A 21,213-nucleotide genomic window follows, 5' to 3' on the forward strand; every position below is an offset into this window, starting at 1 on the left:
CGAAACTTGCAGCTTTCGAGTGGGCATCGTTGGGGGTGAATTTGTGAAACGATGGTCTTCAGTCGGTCTTGCGGTTTTCTTAGTTGCCCTGGTGGTGGGGTTCGCCAGAGGCGTGAGCAATCGGTCTGCCCAGTCGGATAACTCCATTCAAGCAACCGCGTCAGAGAAAACGGACGCGGACGCCCACGTCAAAGCGTTGGAACTGAGTCTGACGGCAGCGGACGCCTTCGCCAGACAATCGCTCGAAGAGACAATGGCATCGCAGGAGGCCGTTTTGACGGACCTGGCGCGGGCGTATGGCAACGAATCCGATCCGACATTTGCCCAGACGTTTCTCTCCACATCCGGCGAGACCTATTCGCAGTACGTGCAGAATCAACATTACGGAAAGAGCGACCAGGTCGCAAACGTCCTGTTCCGGCTCGGACAAACACGATTCTTGCAAGGCGATGGAATGCAGGCCATCGACGCGCTGAACCGATCGATCGCAGCGCCGTCCATCGCAAGCGATCCGAGGCTTCGGTCCAGGGCGCTCAACATGCGCGGATGCGTCCAGGCGACGTTGGGAGACTGGGAGCACGGAACCGCCGATTTTCAAGAGAGCTTTACGAGTCTGGTTGGACAACCCGGCAGCCGGCGACTCGCCGCAATTGCTTTGCGAAACCTTTGCTACGCCACACAGGCCCAAGGGATCGATGGCAAAGAGTACTTGTACAAGGCGATCGAGTTTCTCGCTCCCTGGTCCGAGTCCAAATCGCTGACGGTCGAACACGAAATGCTGGTCGACTTTCGCGCCGAACTCTGTTTGCTGCTAGTGATCGACGGTGAACACGAGTCGGCACAACGTGTTTGCGATCAGATTCAAGGTGATCTTCAGTCGCTGTTGGCTAAGACTCAGAATCTGGCGAAACGGCAGGCGCACCGCTATCGATACGAAGACGCCCTGCTGCAGATCCGCGCGTGCACCGGAGCGATCGCCGCGGAAGCGGTGCATGACGATCAACCTGAGGTCTCGCATCGGCGCCCTGTTCCGCAGTGGCGGCCCCTGGTCGACCTCCGCAGTGAACTGGTCTCCAGTGATCGTCTGCTTCGGGGAACGATGGTCGGGGAGTTTGAACGTCAATCGAGTTTTGCGGTCGCTTGGTGCTCGTTCGATTGGACCGAACGGATCGTGACCAGCATTGCCAAACATCTGTCCGCCCGTGCCGACTTGGTCATCGTTGCCGACAACCCCGATTCGCTCAAACGAGCCGGGCGGTCATTGACTGCCGCGGGTGTCGACCTGAACCGCGTGGACTTTCGGATGCTGGAAACCGAGGTTCCTTGGTTCCGTGATTGCGGGCCGATTGTTTCAGTCGCCCCCGGCGGACGAACGATTTGGTTCGATTCCCAACTGACACGTCGCAATACCGATTTTCGGCCGATCTGTGATTCACTGCCCGAAAGAATCGTGGACTTTGCAGGCACGTTGGTCGGTCGGACGCCGTTGCGGGTCGAAGGCGGAATGCTCGCGTCCAACGGTCGCGGGTTGACGATCACTTCCGAAGCGATGTTGCAGAAGAATGCCGAGTATGGATTCTCGCCCCAGGCGATCAGAGATGAGTTAATGCGGATCACGGGGGCAAAGGAGCTGGTCGTCGTCCCGACGTTGGAAAACGAACCGACCTCTCACGTCGACATGTTCCTCACCTTCGTGGACCCCGTCACGGTGGTCGTCGGCCAATACTCGGATGCCGACGATCCCAACGCTGCGGTGCTCGACGAGGTCGCACGGCAGCTTTCTGAGTTCAACGACGACGGGCAAAGATTACGCGTGCATCGCGTCCCGATGTCGCCACGAACTGACGATCATTTCCGGACCTACACCAATGTCGTCTTCGGAAATGGAGTTTTGTTGGTGCCTTCCTACGCCGGGCATGAACGTCTCGAAGCCGACGTCCGACAGATCTATCAAACGCTCCTGCCGGATTGGGAAATCGTTTTCATCGACTGCACCCGGCTCATCGAGCTTGACGGTGCCCTGCACTGCCTGGTGACCAATCTGGGTCCGGCGGGATTGGACAGGACCCGAGGCTCGGTTCAGGTGAGGACAGAGGCGAAACGCGACGAATCCAAATGATCTGGCCGATTGGAAAAGCGGTGGTCAGTGGATGGGTGTACGACGTCCTTTCTAGGTCGTCGCGCTGAGCCCCACGGGCGACGGCCCGGAAGGGCCATCGTACCCCAAGAAGAGTATCGCCCTAAGCTGGATGGTCCTTCATGGCGAGACACCAACGGCTAGCCTAACAATTCGAAGGGCAGTGTTCCGAAACTCTGACCGTTGATTTGTAACGTCACATGATGCGTCCCGGGATACAACGTGTACGTCGTGGCGTTGGCCCGTAAGACGTGCCGCTTCCGGATCTCCGTCGATTCACCGCTTTGAAGCTCAATCTGTTTCAGCTTGTGCACTTTTGCGGCGAGCGTTCCGTTGGCTTTCACAAAGTCGATCACGTAGTCGATCATCAAGGATTCGTCCCGACGGGCGGAAACGGTGAACGACAACTCGATCGCCTGGCCGGGGCGGAGCTCCGGTCGTGCCAGTTCATATCCGCTGACTTCGATTTTTGGGTTGGGACGAAAACCCAGAAACCGCAACGCATCGGACGAGCCTTGTTTGACAAGCGTCCGCAACGCATGTTTGCAGATCCAACGCAGTTCTTTTTCATCCTGTTTCGCTGCTTCTCTCCAACGCCCCAATGTTTCGAGGACCAGCTCGGGATGTGACTTGGTCAGATCATTCAAATGGTTTGCCACCGAACGGGTGACGTAACGGGTCGGATCGACGTGAAGCTGATCAAGCAACGGTAGCGGCACGGTCGCATCGATCGACAGCCGCTTGGACCAAGGCAATTTGGGGCGTGTCCCTTCGCTGACCAGTCGGCGAACGTGGTAGTGTTTGTGCCCGGCCCACTTATCGAGTTCCGCCAGTGTCTTTTCGGGATGGGCGTCGATAAACGCCCGAATCGCATCCTCCATCGAAAATCGCTGGGTCAACGCTTTGAGTGTGCGGAGCGATCGATGGAGATGTTTTTTTTCGAGTCCGTTGCGGACCACAAATTCGCCGAGCGGGGCGAAGATGAAGTCCCCGAAATCATCGTCGGTTTTTTGAGGATCCAACGGTGGCGGTAAGGCGTCGGTGATCTGCCGTGCCGCGATCGCGAAATCCGGCGACAGATGTTTCTCCAGCTGCTCGGCCAAGTGAACGATGCGTTCCTTCAACTCCAGCTGCGACAGGCCGTTCATCGAGTCGCGGACAAAACCGCTGCGGTCGAATCCGGAATCCGCATCGGCGAACAGCCCCGCCAAATACTCGACGCGATCACGATTGAACAATTGGTCTTTGAGACTGAATCCGGCTGCGCGATTATCTGTTGCCATTTCACCTAGTGCTCTGTCAGCATCAAGATTTCAGGTACCAAAAGCCAAATGGCCCGAAGGGTGCTTCGCGTTTTTGGTACCTGACCCCTTTTCCGCGGCACTAGTCATTTAAAATCGCGCCGGTGGCGACGAACTGTTTGCGTTGGCCGGCGTCAAACTTGGCGCCCCGGAGATCGACAAGGTAGAAATCGATCCCGGAAATGTCAGCCCCCCTCAAGTCCGACCCACACAGGTTGGCTTTGCGGATCGTTTCGGGGCTCTTGAAATACTGTTCGTCAAAGTCATCGGTGTAGAAGCCTGTCCGCGTTCCGTGCGAGGGATAGGGGCTGCCAACCATTCCGCAACGGGTGGACCCCAGGTGAAAGCTGCAGCCACGCAAGTCGGCATCGCGGAGATCACAGTCTTCCCAGTTGATTTCCGCCAATCTTGCGTTGACCAGGATCGCCTCGTGGAAATTGCAACCGGTCAACGTCGACTCGGTCATCGAGGCATACGACAAATCACATTGCTGGAAACTGACGTTGGTCGCCGACACTTCATCCAGCTTCAGTGACGAAAAGCTCGCGCAACAAAACGAGGAATCGTCGATCAGCGTGTTGCGAAAGTCGACTTTTACAAAACGCGATTCGGAAAAGTCACCCCGACTGAGATTCGCCCCATCCAGCAGGGTTTCATCGATGATAACGCCGCAGGCACGGACACCTGTCAGGTTGGCGTTGGCCATGTCGCATCGCTGGAAACACCGACCGGACAGGTTTGCATGAGAAAGATCCGCACCAGAAAAAACTGCCGAGACGATGTCCAGCACGCCGAGCCGGACTTGGTGTGCGGTGTTCGCCTGCCGAATCTCGCTGCTTTGCCCTTTGCCATAATGCTGCTCGTCGACGTCCGGGGCGCTCGGCAGGCCGCTGAAATCAGCAAACCGTAGATCCGAACCGGAAAAGTCAACTGATTTGAGCAGCGCCGCATTGAACTTGGCACGCGCCAGATTCGCATCGCAAAACGTCGCTTGGTTGAGGTCTGCAGAGCTCAAGTCAATTTCGGGCCAGATCGCACTGTCGAACCGTCCGCCACGCAAACACATCTGTGTGCCGGAGGGTTTCCATGCCGGATCGCAAAGACAGAGCAGCGTGGCACAGGTCGGGGCGGACGCGGATCGGCCGTCGGCGAAGACTTTCTGCAGGTGCATTGGTATTTGATCGCTGCCGTCGATAAGCATTGCCACAGCTTTCAGTCGCCTGAACGGCCAGCGATGGGACAGTAACGTTCGCAATTCTTCGATCTGAGGTAAACGCAATCGCTCAAGTAGTCGCTCGTTGGTGAACGCAAACGCGACATCGGGTCTCGACAGAACTCGGGAAACCGATGCCGGCAAAACACTGGCCAGCGGAAACATTTCCAAGGCTTCGGCCGAGTGCATCAGCATCATGTCCGCGAGCGCTCGGGCGTGCCGCTCGTTGCCAATCCTGCGATGCACTTGGTCAACGACGATCGACTCGATCTCGCGAGCGTTTGGATCAGCCACCATTTCGTCAAGGATCCATTGCCAAACGGCGGGCGATCCCGACGCGTATCGCAGGTTTTCCCCTTCAAGACGGCCCATCACGCTTCGGCATTGGTTGCGATGTCGGGCCAACAGATACTCGATCATGTCGTCGCGCGACCATCCACAGAGACTCAAGACCAGATCGCAGGGGATGAGCTTGCTCGTGACGACGGTGACCGTTTCATCGCCCAGGTCGAATGGTTGAATCTCATCATCCAGCCGCAATCGGCCCGACGCAATCATTTCGGACATCGACGCGGCGAGGTGATTCAATGCTTCGACGTGCCCTTCGCCTTCCACACGCACACGGACGTGCTTGGGCCGGGCCAGCAAGCCTTCGATTTGATCCACCAGGGGCGTGACGTCTCCGCTGATCGGCGAGACCACACGTGGGGCAACGGGCGAGCGAATGGGCCGGATCATGATACCTCCAAAGACCAGGTCATTGTCCGACTTTGATTGGCCCGCGGCAAGAATTTCCGCCGGTGAAATGCGGATTTCTCGGCACGCCCCCTCCATTCGCCTCCACGATTCGTCGCCCACGGGCACACCGCTTTGCTGAATGGTCTAAAGTAACGTCCCTGCAGGGACATACGTCTCCCTCCTCCGTTTCGTGTCTCTCTCGTTTCGATTTTCCCGTGAACCATGACGACTCCATCGCCTCCAACGAAACATGCGACGTCCGCGATCGGTGTTAAAGCGATCGACCATGTGACGATCGTCGTGCATGATCTCTCGCGCAGCCGAGACTTTTACCGCGACCTGCTGGGGATGGAGGAGGTCGAACGGCCGGATTTCGGGTTCCCGGGCCACTGGCTCCAAGCCGGCGCGACGCAAGTCCACCTGATCGAGACGATGGAGGGAACCTCCGAGCCGGGCGGAGGATTGGATCCGGATCGAGTCACATCGGGTTTGACCCATCACTTTGCGTTCGAAGTCGAAGACGCGATTCGCGCACATCGCATTCTTGAATCGGCCGGCGTGCGGATCCAAGGCGGTCCGCGAAAACGCCCCGACGGCTGCATGCAACTGTGGTTCTACGACCCCGACGGTCATTGTGTCGAAGTCTTTGACCGAACCGGATCCGCCGCGTCTCACTAAGGCAACGAGGATGAACGACGAAACGCTTCCACGATCGACGTCCCGCGAATTGACTTTCGACAACGGCCGGGCGATCGGTATCAGCAACCGTTGGGAAAACGGTCAGTATTGCTCGATCCTGACCCGGCGAGGGATCGTCGGCTGCGGGATCTATGACATGGCGACGCCCACCGAATTCAATCAGGCGATCGCCATCGCCAAAGGCACCCCCAGTGATCCGCTGGTCGAACCGGAGGACCTGTTTGATGCACCCATCGTGGACGCGACACCGCAAGCCAAAGCGATGGGGATCGAAATCGGGATGACGGGCCGGCAGGCGGTCGAAAAGATGCTTGCCGCAGAGAATCCGCCGAACACCAAGAGGATGCGTTAGCGACCGATCGCAGCTTCGGTTTCGATTGGGATGGACCGTCGCCGTCCTCTCCGAGGTCGGCGCGGGGCAAAGCTTCGCTTTTTCGCACGCGCCGAGTTCGGAGAACACGGCGACCATGCGGTCAACGATTACGCAAGACCTCGTCGAACAGGCGATACGCCTGCTGCCTGACGTCGACCGGAAAGTCGTGATCGCAATCCGGGTGCTCGACCCGCAGCCGGTCGGGATGGCCCAGCAACGCGTAGACCATGCGGGCAGCCTCCGCAATTCGGTCCACGCTTTCGGCTTGGAAATTGCCGTCGTGCAAGGGAGCGGAAATCAGCACGTGCCGCGGAGCGAGGGCACCGACCATCTCGTGAAAGTCGAACGGGATTTGTTCCAAACGTCCGCGGTAGTCCGCCAGTCGTGGCATGTATCGTGTTTGACACCAGCCCTGGCCGGGCAACCAACGCGCCGCGTCGCCACCGTAGTAATCGAGATAGGAATCCAGACCGCAGCTCGATACGACGGCTTTGATGCGATCGTCGAAAACAGCGGTGTAGACGGAATTATGTCCACCCAGCGAGTGGCCGATACAGCCGAACCCGGCGCTGTCGACGTACGGCAACGACTGCAATAAATCCAAACCGCGGATGTTGTCCCACACCGCCTTTAACGTTCCGCTCTCCCACCCCAGCGATTTCAGGTCGGGTTGATAAGCGGCCAACAACGGATAGCTGGGCGAAAGCGTCACAAAACCCCGCGCGGCCAACTCGCTGGCATACTGACGGTTCGGTCTGGCATCGGAATCGATGACGACACGGTGACCGATCCGATCGTCGGTCGGATGCAGACACAAAACGGCCGGAAGTTTTCGCTCCGGGTGGTCGCGGGCAGCGTCGGGGATCAACAGGTACGCGGTGACGCGGGATCCGGGTTCGGACTGGTAACTGATCCGTTGCTGCAAATAGCCGGGTTGCCGGACTTGTTCGATCACTCGAACGTCGAGCGGGCAACGCTTTTCCGCGCCGGGCAGCATTCCCATGACCGACTGCATGCCAGCCACAATCTCCCGTCTTCGCTTGGCCCAGTCGTCAGGGGTTTTCACGGGGCGAGGTTGTCCGCGATCGTCGCGATAGAGCAACAAGTTTTCGCGCGGCAGCCGTTGATGCGCCGCGTCGGAAACCAACGTGATGCAGACCACTCCGTCAGCCGCTCCAGTCAGCGGATCGGCATCGACCATGGTCGACGACGCGTCATGATCGGTGATCTCACGATTCCGCCATTGCGCATCGACCAAGAAACCGGCCAGCACCGACAGCCCGATCACCGCGGAATGTCTGAGTGCGTCCCTTCGATTGCTCACGGTTCTTCCCCCGATGCGAATCTCGAATCGGAACGCAGCCCTAGGCCCAACTGACCTTCGTCGCGACGTCCTCCCGGTCACTTTCCGGCCAGTCGCCGGAGACGTGTCCCAAGTAGAATAACCCCAACGCACGGTCCGGGGCAGCGAGTCCGATGAAGTCTCGCATTTGATCGCTCATCGCAGCGACATTGGTCGACCAGAACCCACCCAGACCGTGTGCAGTGGCAGTCAGATGCATGTTTTGCACGGCACAGGCGACCGCCATGATCTCGTCGAGTTCGGTGATCTTCTGGATCTCCTGACGCTTCATGCCGACTGCGATGACGGCTCCGGCCAGCGTCGGGTTGACGCGAAAACTGTCGTACTTGGCCTGCTTGAACGATTCCGGCGCCGTGATCGCTTTGTAGGTCGCGGCAAGAAAGTCGGCCAATGCTTGTCGCGATGGCCCCTCGAAGACTTTGAACCGCCAGGGCTGAGTCATCCCATGGGTGGGGGCCCAATTCGCGTTGATCAAGATTTCTTCGATGATTTCACGGTCGATGCTGGAATCGGACATCCGCGCCGGTTTGACCGTGCGGCGGTTTCGAATCACTTGGGTGATGGAGGAGGGATCCATGTGGGCGCAAGCAAGGGGCGAGAGATGACAGGAACGCGATCAATCGCATGTCTTACCATCCTCGCCCTTCGATGTCAGCCGTGCTTGCCCCGCTCATCGACCGGTGTCGTTACCAGCGAATCGTAAACCGTGAGCTTCCGCTGCCGATCGAAATGCCGCGGCCGAATCCAGAGCCGCCCCAGCGGTAGGCGTCGTCGTCCGGGCACCTGGACGGCGGAGCGGCGAAGACCGGCGGACGCGCGAGCGTCGTGCGATCATGATGGTGGTACGGCCGTCGCAGCGAGCGGAAGTCGTTTTGCATGTGGTGAATGTCGACTTCGATGTAGTGCAGCAGCCGGCGGACATGCCGCGTGTCGCCGTGGATGTGGCCGTGCCCATGAGCCGCGTGCCGTTCGACTCGGTCGAACACCGATACCAAGTGATGGAACTCGCGATCCAGTTCTCGGAGGTCCGATTCCATGTGCGACAGGCTGCCGTGATCGTGGGCGACGTCGTGGATGTGATCGGCCAGTTTGCGAATCGCACGCGTGTCCTCGACCAGATGCCGGTACTCGGGGGTGTGGCGATAGTGGCGGACCTCTTTCTCTAGCAAACGCGCCTTGTCTTCGATGTCGTTGGCCAGTTCGTCGATGTGCCGGTACGTGTCGGCCAGTGCGGGGGAAGCGATGAGCGCGGTGAGCAAGCCAAGGGTCGCAAAAGATTGGATCAGAAGAGGCATTCGTGGTCTCCGTAGATCGTGATCTGAGTCGGCGGACCGCTTGTCCGCCCGATCACCCTGAGAGGCAGTCGTCGTGCCAAACCCGGCCGCCGGCACGCCAGGTCGCCTTCCAAAACGTGATCCGCACCGTGTTTCACGGAGTTTTACAGAGATGCTGGCAACGTCAGATCGAAGCGATGAACGCACCAGAAGTAGTCATTTTGACTTCAGTCAGCCGGCTGTGATGCGCAGTCGTTATGATGGCGACCTGCGAGATTTTGCGGCGAGATCGGCGTCGGCTACCCATTGGCATCAAGTGAAGACGCCCCCCTCTCCCTGGCTGAGGCCGTGCGTTTTCAAAGTCTTTGATTCTAAGAGGTTGTTGCAGATTTCTCTGACCACCCTGAACCACAGGGAGGTCGATTGCCCACGGTTGGCAGCGCGAACCCACGGATCCCAGGCCGCATTACATCCGTGGGTTCGCGCTGCTATCCGTGGGCTTATTCGGTCTCTCCAGACCTTCGGCCCGAACGCACCACCTCAAAGGCGGCGTCGGCGTTGCCGCCCCGGCGAACCTTGCTGGCCGCCGTGGTGTCGGCTTCTTGCGATTCGCATGCTCTCACAAGCCACGTTCCCACCGGCGCAGGAAACTTGTTGCGTATGGATCCCCTGGTACTTTCGACTCTCGGTTGGAAACCTTGCTTCAGCCTGCAACTGACCGCGGAAGAATCGTCGTCGCTGGCGCCGGCCCGCGTGGCGGCACACTATGGCAGCCAAATCGTGCTGTGGAGTGAGACGGGCGAAATCGCGTTGCCGCAATCCTTGCTGGCCGCCTGCGGCGATCTCGCGGTCGGCGATTGGGTGCTGTTGGCCGTGGATACCCATCGCGGCGTGCGGCGACTGGAGCGGGAATCACTGGTGACACGGAAGGCTGCGGGATCGAAGGCGGAGCTTCAACTGATCGGGGCCAACATCGATACCTTGTTCATCGTCAGTTCCTGCAACCATGATTTCAATACCGCGCGTCTGGAACGCTATCTGGCCGTCGCGGCCGAATCCCATGTCAATCCGGTCGTTGTGCTCACCAAATCAGATTTGTGTGATGTGCCCGACCAATTGCGACAGCAAGCCGGTCGGCTGATGAGTGGCTTGGTGGTTGAAACCGTCGACGCGCGCGATCCGGCGGAAACACAGACGCTTGCCCACTGGTGCCGTCACGGGCAAACGGTTGCGCTGGTCGGATCCTCCGGCGTCGGCAAATCGACCCTGGCGATGAGTTTGGGGGCGGGGCGGATTGCGACGCAAGGAATCCGCGAAGACGATTCGAAAGGCCGGCATACGACGACGGCTCGATCGATCCACCGTCTGCAAGCCGGCGGACTGTTGATCGACACGCCCGGAATGCGTGAATTGCAATTGACCGCCTGCGAACAAGGCATCGACGAAGTGTTTGACGAGATCGTCGCAATCGCAACCGAGTGCCGATTCCATGATTGTGCCCACCAAGACGAACCCGGTTGCGCCGTTCAAGCCGCGATCGAATCCGGACGACTCGATGCCAGACGGTTGGCCAGCTATCAAAAACTTCAGTCCGAGCAAGCACGCAATGCCCAGTCACTGCGCGAACAACGACAGCAGTCCCGGAAGCAGGGCAAGTTTTACAAATCGGTCATCCAGGCGAAGCGGAGACGACGTGGGGATCGGTATTGAAAGGGGGAGTCGCGGGAGTGAACGTGGCAAAACGATGGGGGCAAGACGATGGGGGCAGAATGATACGGGGCAGGATGATACGGGGCAGGATGGTGGGGAAGCGGGATGATGGAAAGTTGAATGATGAAGTAGATGTTGGCTGATCGAGTCATCATGGTCTGCCGACATCATCATTCTGCCCGGTATCATTCAGCCTTCTACTCTCCATCCCCACCCATTGTCTTGCCCCATCGTTTTGCCTCTCCCACCAGCATCTAAACCCGTTTCAAGAAATTCAGCCCGAACCGTCCGTAGTCCTGACCATCGACGTCCCCGTCCCCGTCGGAGTCCATCGAGGGGTCAAAACTCGGATCGCTAGAGTTGCGTAAGAAGCTCAACCCGAACCGTCCATAGTCCTGACCATCGACGTCACGGTCTCCGTCGGTATCACCATAGAATCGAAAGAAACTGTCGACGGGACTTTCACCGAACGAGTACGGGGCGGTCATCTCGTCGCCGCTTCCAAGCTGAGAGACGAATTCGGGACGAATGACGAGGTGATAGTTGCCATCGGCCAGCGAATTTCCGTAGGCCCCCGAACCGCTGCGGGGAACGGTCGAAGCGCCGTCGAAGGTGAGTGTTGCCACCGTTTGCCCTTGATCGATGTCGTCGACCGCAGACACATGGATGGTCCCGACACTCTGGTTGCGATCCAGATTCAATAATTCGAATGCATCGTCAAGCGTTGCGTGGTCCAGGATGGTGTTGAACCGGATCGTCAATGATGTGATCTGCGATCGATTGTTCGCCCCGTCGTTGACGACGATCTGCCGAACACCGGGCATCACCTTGATCGATCCGTCGACCGGATCGTCGGAGTCATTGGTCGGCGCCGGAGCCAGCGTCAGTTCTTCGACGCTTGCATCGGTCACGCCCGTCGTTGTGCGGCTGATCGCGTCGATAAAGTTAGCCCGCAAGTTGATCGGCGAAGCCCCGTAAACGGCATCGCTCTTAACGGTCATGTCGAATTCCAGCAGCGATCCGGTCGTGTCCATCGGCAGCAAAACGGTGCTACCGGCCGTCGACATGGTGATGCGAATGATCCCTTCCTGCTGTGTGTTGACCGCCGGATCACTGAACCCGGCATCCTGCAACAGATCGCCCAAGCGGAAATTGGCAACGTCAAACTTGTCGGGATCAAATTCGATGACCAGATCGACGCTGCTGAGCGTGATGCCGTCGCTTTCGGTCACCTTCAGCATCACCGGGGCGCTGACCGTCGTCGTCGGCGATGCCTGGAGGTCGGTGGGCAGGTAGATCAGCGGGTCGGGGCCGCTGGGAGGCGGTGGCGCCACGCCGCCGGGGATCGGGGGCACCTGATCGACGGGGACGCCAATGATCACGCGCTGCAGCAACGTCGCATCGCCTCCAGTCAGATCACCGCCGTGGTCGATGTCCGCGATGACGCGGGGGTCGGCCAGTTTGTAATCGGCGAACCCCGTTGCGAGACCGACGATCACACGCTGAAGATGCGTGACGTCGCCACCGGTGTAGGACCGACTGGCGTTGCTGTCGCCGGCGTAGGCGGCGACATGCAAACCGTCGTCATCGCGGGTCGGACGCAAGGCCGGCAGCGGGGCGCTGTCACGGACCGCGGCGGCGCGGATGTCCAAAACGTGCTTGGCGGTGTAGGGCGCCGAGGTGGGGACGGAGGCGGTGAATCGGCCGAGTTCAAACGCACCGTCCGCCGCGGAAAACTCTCGGGGGCTGCTGACGGTCACACGTGCCAGTCCGGGAGCGACCAAGTTGAATGCCGCGGCAGCACCAGCGATGTCGGTGTGAAAGCCGCTGACCGTCAACAGGGTCGGATCAAAGGCCAATTCAAAGTCGACGCTGGAGACGTCATGCCCGGTGCTCAACGTCACCGGGATGCCGACATCGCCGTTGCGGGGAAGATGAACGTCCTGGCCGGCGCCGCGGGCAAAGTCGGCGATGCCCAGGGTCACGCCTTCGGCCGCCGGCGTCGCGATTTCAAAAGTGCGACTGAAATCATCGCCCGCCGTTCCGTCTTCGTTCCCGTCCAGCAAGTCGCCTTGATCGTCATTGAAACCGTCGGCGGCACTGCGCAGCGTGACGGTGTAGTGATCTGGCACGAGCGGACCACCGGTGCGGATGAAGGTCACGGTTCGTCCGGCGTCGCCGAGCACCAATGATCCCCGGACGGTACCCGACGTGGCTCCCTGCAAGACGACGTCCGCCGCCCCAAGGCTTTGGTCGAAACCGTCGTACAGATTCAAATCGTTGTCATCGAGGGAGTGGTTGAAGTGTGCGACGAAGCCGTTGTTGGTCGCCATGAATTGTGTGACGACCAGCGTGGGGGTCACTTGGAAATTTCCAAAATCGATCCCACCGACAACCTCCTCGTCTCCCACGTGCACCAAATGCGATTGATCACTGGCGGTGCTGGTGAAGGTGAACTGATCGATCACGCCGCCGCCAAAAACGATACGCGAAATCGGCGCGCCCGGATCCAATGTGACAAAGTTGGCGGGGTCCGCGTTGGTGGTCGCAAGTTGACTGGTGACCTGGCCCAAAACGGCCCCATCGATCCCGTACGCCGTCGCCGTCGCTGCGGTGGTCCCGGCATGGACGAAGAAAAACCGTGCCGAATCGATCAACCGATCAAACTGCACACTCGCCTCTTCGGAGGTGACTTCGTATGCGAACAGCCCCGAGGCGTTCAGCTCCGGTACGCCCGAATTCAGGATCGTTCCCCCAGAGAATTCGGCGCCGGCGAGTTGGAAGTCGGAAACGCCGGGCAGCGTGACGCCGGACTCGGGTCCGATCCCGTCGAACCCGATGGTCGTCGCAACGGCGTCGACGACCGGAAAGGTTTGCTCGTATCCGGTCGGGACGACTTCTCGAACGACATGGCTGCCTTCGATCAGGTCGATGATCCGGTAGTTGCCGGTTTCGTCGACGTCGGTGGTATTCGGATCATCGGCCGCCGAAATCGAGAATGGTTCACCGGGGTCATGCTGCCCGTCGTTGTTGATGTCGACGTACATCCGGACGCCACCGAGCCCGGGTTCACCGGCATCGCGCCGACCGTTGTTGTTCAGGTCGTTGAACTTGGTCCCGGTGATTTCACCGAATCCGGCCCGAGGCGCGGGCAGCGCCGGCAGGTAAACCGCAAGCGGGCGATCGGCGTCGTCGATCTGGTGCATGATCTTGGCGTCGATCTGCTGCGGCGTCGTCGTGCCCCAGTAGTTATAACGCAGGTCGACTTCACCGTTCGGATCCCCGACCAGCACGATGCCGGTGTTGTTGGACAGCAAGTTGCTGAAATCGTTGATGCGAATATTTGTCCGAGCCGAACCGTCGATTTGGATCGGAGTGTCAACCTCATTACGGTCAAGCGTGATGGAGCCCGCCGGATCAACCTCGATCTGATCCCAAGCAAGTCGTGACTTTTCGGCGTGAAAGTTGCCACGGACGAAAATCCGCACCTTGTCCGAAGCATTCCCGGTGTTCACACGCGTGAAATCTGTGTTGACGACATCCAGCGACCCCGTTGCACCGACCGAAATGCCCGAGGTCTGCACGCCATATCCATCCTCGATCAACAGCGACGCCGCATGATCAAAACGTAGCGTGCCGTCGACGTTGAATTGCTGATTCTCCTTCAGCAGCGTCCGCACCCCTTCATTGATCGAAAGCAAGGCGTCTTCCCGGATGGTGAATCCGCTCGGAAAGATATAGCGAAGGTCTGCAGCCGTCGCGGTGCCGATTTGATTCAGATTCAACGATTCTCCGACAGGCAAAGAACCGTCCAAAATAGCGACATCTTCGAAACGCAAGTTGTCCGATAGGTGTGAGGCGACTTGCAGATGTCGATACGGCAGCGAGATCGGTTGCAGGAACTCGTTGCGGAGCACCCATGGATTTGAACCACCGCTGATAAGACTTCCATCGGCGAGATCGATGGAATCCCAATCGAATAGCGAATCGCTCGCTTTGAACGCACCACCGGCAGCAACGTTGATGCGAATATAGTCCTGCAAGTTCCCCGTGTTGACGCGTCCGAAGTCGGTGTTGATGACATCCAGAGTGCCTGTACCGCTGACGGAGATCCCGGCCTCGCCTCCGCCATAGCCGTCTTCGACCACTAACCGCGCCGCATTGTCGAACTTCAACGTCCCGTCGACTGAAAAAAGTTGATCCTCTCGCAACAGCACCGACACATCTTGGTTGATCGAAAGCATCGCGTTTGTCTGCACCTCGAAACCGGAGGGGAACACGTACCTCAAGTCGACCGTCGTCGCGGTGCCGATTTGATTCAGGTTCAGCGCTTCACCGCTCGGCAGCGTTCCGCCAAGGATCTCGATGTCTTCAAAACGCAGGTTACCCGACAATCGCGATGCATCTTGCAGGTGTTGATAGGGCACCGAGATCGTCTGGACGAATTCGTTCCCGACCACCCACGGAGTCGCGCCGTCATTGATGACGCTGCCCGCGGCCAAGTTGATCGCGTCCCAATCGAATTGTGAATCGGATGCTTTGAACCTGCCTCCGGCGTCCACATTGACACGTACGATATCCTGCAGATTTCCGCTATTGATTCGGGCGAAATCGGTATTGATGACGTCGAGCGTCCCCGTCCCACTGACCGAGATTCCGGACGCGTTTCCGCTGAAACCGTCTTCGACCACAAACGGCGCCGCATTGTCGAACTTCAGCGTCCCGTCGACTGAAAACAGCTGATCCTCTCGCAGCAACACCGACACATCTTGGTTGATCGAAAGCGTCGCGTTTGTCTGCACCTCGAAACCGGAGGGGAACACGTACCTCAAGTCGACCGTCGTCGCGGTGCCGATTTGATTCAGGTTCAGCGATTCACCGCTCGGCAGCGTTCCGCCAAGGATCTCGATGTCTTCAAAACGCAGGTTGGCGTTCAAATGTGATGGATCTTGCAAATGCGTGTGGGGGACACGAATCGTCTGATTGAATTCATTGCCTTGGACCCAGGTAGCGGTCGCGTCAGCGATCAAGCTGCCGTCTTCTAGCGTGATCGCGTCCCAATCGAATCGGGAATCGGCCGCCATGAACTTGCCACCGGCCAGAACTGCGATCCGCGTTCGATCAAACCCATTGCTGACTGTCCGACGCGTGAAGTCGGTGTCGTTGATGTCCAGCGTCCCCGAGCCGTTGACGACGATTCCCGAATTCTGCCCCCCACTTCCGTCGGTGATCTCGACGCCGGCGGAGTGGTTGAACGTCAGCATGCCGTCAACACTGATGTTGACGTCGTCATGAATGATGACCGGAACATTCGCGCCGACCTCGAATTTCACGCCGGACGCGATCACGGTGTCAGCGGTAAAGGTCACCGGATCCGCCGGGTCGGTGAGCGTCATGTCCGTCGTGATCAGGCCCGAAAAGGCAGCCAAGACTCGACGATCCTCTAACGACTCAAACCGCGGTCGCTTGGTCATTCGATTCAGTCGACGGCGAAGCGAGGTGCGTTGGCGTCGTGTTCGGAATACGTTTCGGCGTTTCATGGCGTGCTTCTCGAATCGGTCGGGTGAATCAATGGCGATGCAAATCGGATCGGTGACGTTCCGGGTCAATCAGTCAATCGCGACAGCCATCGCTTTGTGACAGAGAATTCGGAGGATCTTTGAAAAAAAGACAAAACTTTCGTTTTCGCCCTCACGGCCGCCAGTCTTCGTTGCGGGCGTCAAATGGACGCCAATAGCGAACGGCATCAAATTGCGAATGGCCGGACCCGTGATTGCCTAACGCGACCGTACAGGGAGTCAGGTCATAGTCCAGCGTGATCGGGTCGCTGATCGATGAACCGTTCCAGAACACCTGGACCGAGCGGCGATCGACGGCAAGCCCCAGACGGTTCACGTGACGAATCGTGTCGGTCGCAACGGTCGTTAATAAACGCTCGGCGACTTGTGGCGTGAATTGAAACAGACTTTGTCCGAACCGAATCTGTCCGTCGCTGCGGACCACAATCCGGATGCCACGTCGAAGGGAGACGTTGGTCAAGTTCACCATCCAGCTTGTTTCTTGGTTGGCGGCGCGGCCGGTGACCTCTAGCAGCCCCCGACGCATTCCGATCACGTTCCAGGCTTTCGAGCCACCACCGGATTTGATGTTCAGCTGGCCGTCGGCATGCCAGCGGACAGGTTCGGGTTCCCGCGAGCGGAACGCGTTGTCATAGTCCTTGACCGCCGTCGGCGTCTCCTTTGAAACGCTGTCAAAGGCCGTGTCAAAGGACTTCAGCGGTTCGTTCATCGTGGAGACCGCGTCGGCCGGTCGGCTAAAACCCGGTGGCGGCGTCCCTGCGGCGATCACACGTCCGCGGTGGATCTGACCGTCGAACCCATTTCCCGTCGCATCGATTGCCGTCTCGTGCGACCGATCATCGAAATGATAAAGCAGGATCGTCTCTGAGTCCTTGCGATGTCGTCTCGGAGGTTGAAAGTCTTGGCGGTACCGCACCGTCTTCGAGAATCGGATTTCGTCGAACAGCGCCCGAAGGTGACGCGAGACGCCGGTCGCGGTGGTGGGATCGGCCGCGATGATGAAATCCTTCTCTCCGGCGGCAAACGGCTCGGACGACGTTTTCCGATACTGAAGCTTTCCATCGACGAACAACGCAAGTGTCGATGAATCGTAGGTGAACGCGACGTGTGTCCAGCGATCGGTCGCCGCCACGGTGTCCGCGATCACGTCGCCGCAGCCGGCGGCCCCGCATTGAAAGAATCCACGCTCCATCAACAACAGATTGATCCCGCGTCCGTCGTTTTGCGAGATCACGCCCGGCCGGTGATCGGACGGGTTGGTCGTGAGCGATGGCAATCGCAACCAAGTTTCGATCGTGATCGGGTGTGTCCCGTCGTAACGAAACTTTGGAATCCGGACATGCGAGGAGACACCGTCACAGTACAGGACGTGGTTCTGATCGGCTTCGGGTCCAGAGGGCGATCGAGGAGCATCGGCGACAAAGGGACGTTGGGTTTTCGTGATCTCCCACATCTTTACCAAGCCGCGATCACCACAGGTCACCATTCGCCGGTCGCGATCGAGCAGCCCGATGATTCCCAGTTTGCCGAGGTGAGTCATTGTTTCGCCGACTTGCTGACCCGATGCGGCATTCCAGAATCGCACGCGTCCGGATTGATCCTTGGAGACGACCGTTTGGTGATCGCGAAACCATCTCACGTCGACCAGCGGGTTTTGATTCCACCAAACGCTCATCAGACTGCCATCGATCGTGTTCCAGCAGCGAATCGATCCATCGGTGCTGGCCGACAGCAATGCGTTTCCATCGTGTGAAAACGCGACCTTGGTGACCGTATTGCAATGCCCTTTCAGATTGAATCGAGCTTTTCCACTGGCAAGATCCCAGACCTGGATGGTGCGGTGACCACCGGCGGCGACCAACGTTGCGTCGTTTGACAATGCCGTGCAGTGGATCCGGCCATCGGGATACTCCAGTACTCGATCGGTGCGGCCCGTTGCCGTGTCCCAGACGTGTATCTTTGCGTTCCATCCACCGCTGATTAATCGGTCGCCTTGCGGAGCAAAATGCACACCGGTCATGGCCGTCTTGCCAACGCCGGTAGGGGCATGGAAGTTCGAACGCTGCTTTCCGGAGTCCAGGTCGACGACCCGGACCTCGTTGTCCCATCCGCAAACGGCCAGCGACTGTCCGTCGGGGGCAAAGGCGAGATCGATGATCCGTTTGGGGGCGACGGAAATCTGCCGCTTCAGATTGCCGGTTGCCGCATCAAAGATTGCGATCGAACCGTCATCGCCTCCGCTGGCAATCATTGTTTCGTCCGGCGAAACGGCGACGGCTCGGACGGAGCGATGGTGAACGGCCGCCGTCCAGCGGTGGGTGAGCGTCCAATCATCGACCGCGTCGATGTCGGGTTCATGCTTGCGGACCCAACGCGCGTGGTGGATGCGTCCGTCATGACCGTTACCAGAACGGTCGCTCAGAACGTCGCCGGTCTGTTCATTAAAGTCGTACAGGGCCAGCGTGCTTGAATCATTTGCCAAATCAAGCGGCGGCTGAAAATCGGCGTTGTAGCGTGCGACGCTGGACAGCCGCACCTGATGGATCAGCCCGGAAAAGAACGTTTCGGGTTCATTGACCGCATTGTTGCCCGCTCCAAGGAACAAGTGCTGGACCGAAGGGCGATGTTCGTATTGAACCTTAACGCGATGCTTGGCGTGTCCGTCCACAAACAAACACACTTCACGACCGTCATAAACGCCCGCCAAGTGGACCGTACGCCCGAACTCGCTGTGTGGAGTTTTGGCGTGCCCCCATCCTTGCAGGTCACGGAAATAGAAATTCCAATTGCCTCGCTGTGACACGAGCGAAAAACCGGACGATTGCGTATTTGAAACCACGTGCCCGTCGTCAACGTTCCCAAATGGTGTGACAAACGCTTCAACGGTCATCGGAAACGACCCGTCATAACGGAACGACGGGATCGACACATAACTATCGATTCCGTTAAACGCCAACGCCGAATCGGCGGTGACGTCCGGCGGCACGCTGGCAGCCGTGGCACTGGCGGAGTTGGCTTTTGATTTGACGGAGTTTGGCTGCGGCGGGTCCGCCGGGGGCGGCAGATCGATCAACGACACGTGCATCACATGCTTTGTCCCACGCGCGACGTCGAAGGTGTTGGACGTGATGGAAACGCCGTCGATTTGCACGGCGAGTTTTGCACGGCCTTGGAACTCGACCGTTTCGATCGTAAACGGGCGGTCCAGTGGCACCTGCGTTCCGCCGATTTCGATCGCCAGCCGGTGCGGCCCCGGCGTCAGTCGCTGGGGCACCCCCAGCTCTTGCAGCTTGAATCGGTTGCCGTCGACGACGACGCCGAGATCGTTTTGCGACAGTTCGAATCGCACCGATCCGTGGTCGGTGCGTACGATCAGCACGACGGCCATTACGATCAGCAACAAAAGCGATAGGCCGACGGCGATCACGCGGGGCCAAGAGTGAACGAAGCGTCGCGCAGCGGTCGCATCGACTTGGGGCGGCTGTTCCGGTTGAAGCCAGTCGGAGAGCATCCGTGCCACTTCGCCCATCGACACATACCGGTCCTCGGCCCGCTTGGACATCATGGTCAGACAGATGGCTTCCAATTGCCGATCCAAATCTGGCAGGGTCTTGCTCGGCGGATCTGGATCATCGCGAAGTACGCCGCTCATGATCGTGCCCAGCGATCCTCGAAACGGCAGCCGGCCGGTTAGCAAGTGATAGAACACCACACCCAGGCTGTAGATGTCGGTCGCCGAGTGGATTTGATCGGCATTCGCCTTGACCTGCTCGGGCGACATGTATGCCGGTGTACCGATCAAGACCCCGTCGCGTGTCAGACGCGTCTGTTCGGGTTCCGTGGACAGCCTGGCCAATCCGAAATCCATCACGACCGGCTCGCCGAGTGAGCTGATCATGATGTTGGCCAGTTTCAAGTCGCGATGGATGATGCCACGTTGGTGGGCATAGTCGATCGCCTGGGCGATCTTGATGACCAAGGCGGCGGCCCGGCGTGGCTCCAGCCGGCCATGCAATCGCAAGTGGGTTTCCAGCGTTTCGCCGTCGACGTACTGCATCGCGATGTAGTCGATCGCGTCGACCCGTCCGATTTCGTAGATCGAGCACAGATTGGGATGCTCGGTGAGCTTTGACGCGGCCCGGGCCTCGGCCAAGAACCGGGTTCTGCACTCGACATCGCGGGGCGAATCGGTCACAAAAAGCGGCACTTTCAATGCCACACGTCGATCGTACAGTGAGGTGTCTTCGGCCAAGTAGACCGCGCCCATGCCGCCATCGGCGATCCGCCGGATGATTCGGTAGCGCCCAAACCGATCCGGCAGCTTTGGACGCTTCGGCGGAGTCGGCGGCAATTCACAGGATAGGTCGGACCGGCTGGTGTCCCCGCGCTGGATCTCCCGCGTATCCTGCGGTCGGCGCGGCAAGAAGGGCTGTAGCTCGGTCTCCAATTTCGGAAACCGCGTCAGGAATTCATCGGGATCCGGCGCGGCTCCGGTACCCGCACGTGCCTCGATTTCTGCGATGGCAAAATCCAGCGGTACGTCCTTCAGCTTCGCCACGTCGGGATACTGTCGCAGATAGTCTTCGACCTTGACCTGAACGCCATGTTCCCACTGTCGTTCAAGATCGATCAGGATCATCTCACGCAGCAGCGATTCGGCCAGCGGGCTGGTGAACCTCTCCAATCGCGCGGCAAACTCTGCGAGGGTGTCCGGGGACCAGTGCTCTTCGAATTCCAACAGGAACGCATCAAAGCGTGACCGTTGCTCATGCGACAGACCGGCGGCGGGATCGGCTTTAAAACTCATTGGACACTCAAACCAGACT

11 protein-coding genes are annotated in these 21,213 nt (G+C 59.0%); 4 read left to right on the forward strand and 7 right to left on the reverse strand.

The genetic code is table 11. The annotated features are described in order from the left end of the window. Positions 1–112: 112 nt before the first annotated feature. Entirely contained in the window at positions 113–2,119 is a 2,007-nt protein-coding gene (locus Mal15_RS10865) for an agmatine deiminase family protein (RefSeq protein WP_147867782.1), read from the forward strand. Positions 2,120–2,277: 158 nt separating this feature from the next. Here Mal15_RS10865 and Mal15_RS10870 read toward each other — a convergent pair whose 3' ends face one another. Together Mal15_RS10870 and Mal15_RS10875 are read right to left on the reverse strand one after the other, a co-directional pair. Beyond that, the gene (locus Mal15_RS10870) at positions 2,278–3,420 is read right to left on the reverse strand and encodes a hypothetical protein (RefSeq protein ID WP_147867783.1); all 1,143 of its coding nucleotides are present in this window, start codon (positions 3,418–3,420) and stop codon (positions 2,278–2,280) included. Between the two features lie 100 nt (positions 3,421–3,520). After that, positions 3,521–5,389 carry a pentapeptide repeat-containing protein gene (locus Mal15_RS10875; protein WP_167546728.1) on the reverse strand — a complete coding sequence of 623 codons (1,869 nt, stop codon included), beginning with the start codon at positions 5,387–5,389 and terminating at the stop codon, positions 3,521–3,523. A 222-nt stretch (positions 5,390–5,611) separates the two neighbouring features. Between Mal15_RS10875 and Mal15_RS10880 the strand changes: the two genes are divergently transcribed. Together Mal15_RS10880 and Mal15_RS10885 are read left to right on the forward strand one after the other, a co-directional pair. Then, positions 5,612–6,067, forward strand: a complete 456-nt coding sequence (locus Mal15_RS10880) for a VOC family protein (RefSeq protein ID WP_147867785.1) — start codon at positions 5,612–5,614, stop codon at positions 6,065–6,067. Between the two features lie 10 nt (positions 6,068–6,077). Then, complete coding sequence (locus Mal15_RS10885) at positions 6,078–6,440, forward strand: DUF1805 domain-containing protein (protein ID WP_147867786.1); 363 nt, start codon at positions 6,078–6,080, stop codon at positions 6,438–6,440. Between the two features lie 121 nt (positions 6,441–6,561). Here Mal15_RS10885 and Mal15_RS10890 read toward each other — a convergent pair whose 3' ends face one another. The 3 genes from Mal15_RS10890 to Mal15_RS10900 all read right to left on the reverse strand — a co-directional run bounded on the left by Mal15_RS10890 (position 6,562) and on the right by Mal15_RS10900 (position 9,119). Then, positions 6,562–7,785, reverse strand: coding sequence for an alpha/beta hydrolase family protein (locus tag Mal15_RS10890; protein ID WP_233903398.1), 1,224 nt, complete (start codon positions 7,783–7,785; stop codon positions 6,562–6,564). Between the two features lie 40 nt (positions 7,786–7,825). Further along, positions 7,826–8,401, reverse strand: coding sequence for a nitroreductase family protein (locus Mal15_RS10895; RefSeq protein WP_147867787.1), 576 nt, complete (start codon positions 8,399–8,401; stop codon positions 7,826–7,828). A gap of 109 nt (positions 8,402–8,510) precedes the next feature. Then, on the reverse strand, positions 8,511–9,119 hold the full coding sequence (locus Mal15_RS10900; protein WP_147867788.1) for a hypothetical protein: 609 nt from the start codon (positions 9,117–9,119) through the stop codon (positions 8,511–8,513). Positions 9,120–9,758: 639 nt separating this feature from the next. Between Mal15_RS10900 and rsgA the strand changes: the two genes are divergently transcribed. Further along, on the forward strand, positions 9,759–10,808 hold the full coding sequence (gene rsgA / locus Mal15_RS10905; RefSeq protein ID WP_147871950.1) for a ribosome small subunit-dependent GTPase A: 1,050 nt from the start codon (positions 9,759–9,761) through the stop codon (positions 10,806–10,808). Positions 10,809–11,062: 254 nt separating this feature from the next. Here the strand turns inward: rsgA and Mal15_RS10910 are convergent, their stop codons facing one another. Both Mal15_RS10910 and Mal15_RS10915 read right to left on the reverse strand, forming a co-directional pair. Further along, a complete protein-coding gene (locus tag Mal15_RS10910; RefSeq protein ID WP_147867789.1) occupies positions 11,063–16,348 on the reverse strand; it encodes a cohesin domain-containing protein in 5,286 nt (1,761 codons plus the stop codon). A 151-nt stretch (positions 16,349–16,499) separates the two neighbouring features. Then, positions 16,500–21,194 carry a protein kinase domain-containing protein gene (locus Mal15_RS10915; RefSeq protein WP_147867790.1) on the reverse strand — a complete coding sequence of 1,565 codons (4,695 nt, stop codon included), beginning with the start codon at positions 21,192–21,194 and terminating at the stop codon, positions 16,500–16,502. Positions 21,195–21,213 lie beyond the last annotated feature (19 nt).

Origin of the sequence: Stieleria maiorica, from assembly GCF_008035925.1 — a bacterium.
Lineage (GTDB): Bacteria > Planctomycetota > Planctomycetia > Pirellulales > Pirellulaceae > Stieleria > Stieleria maiorica.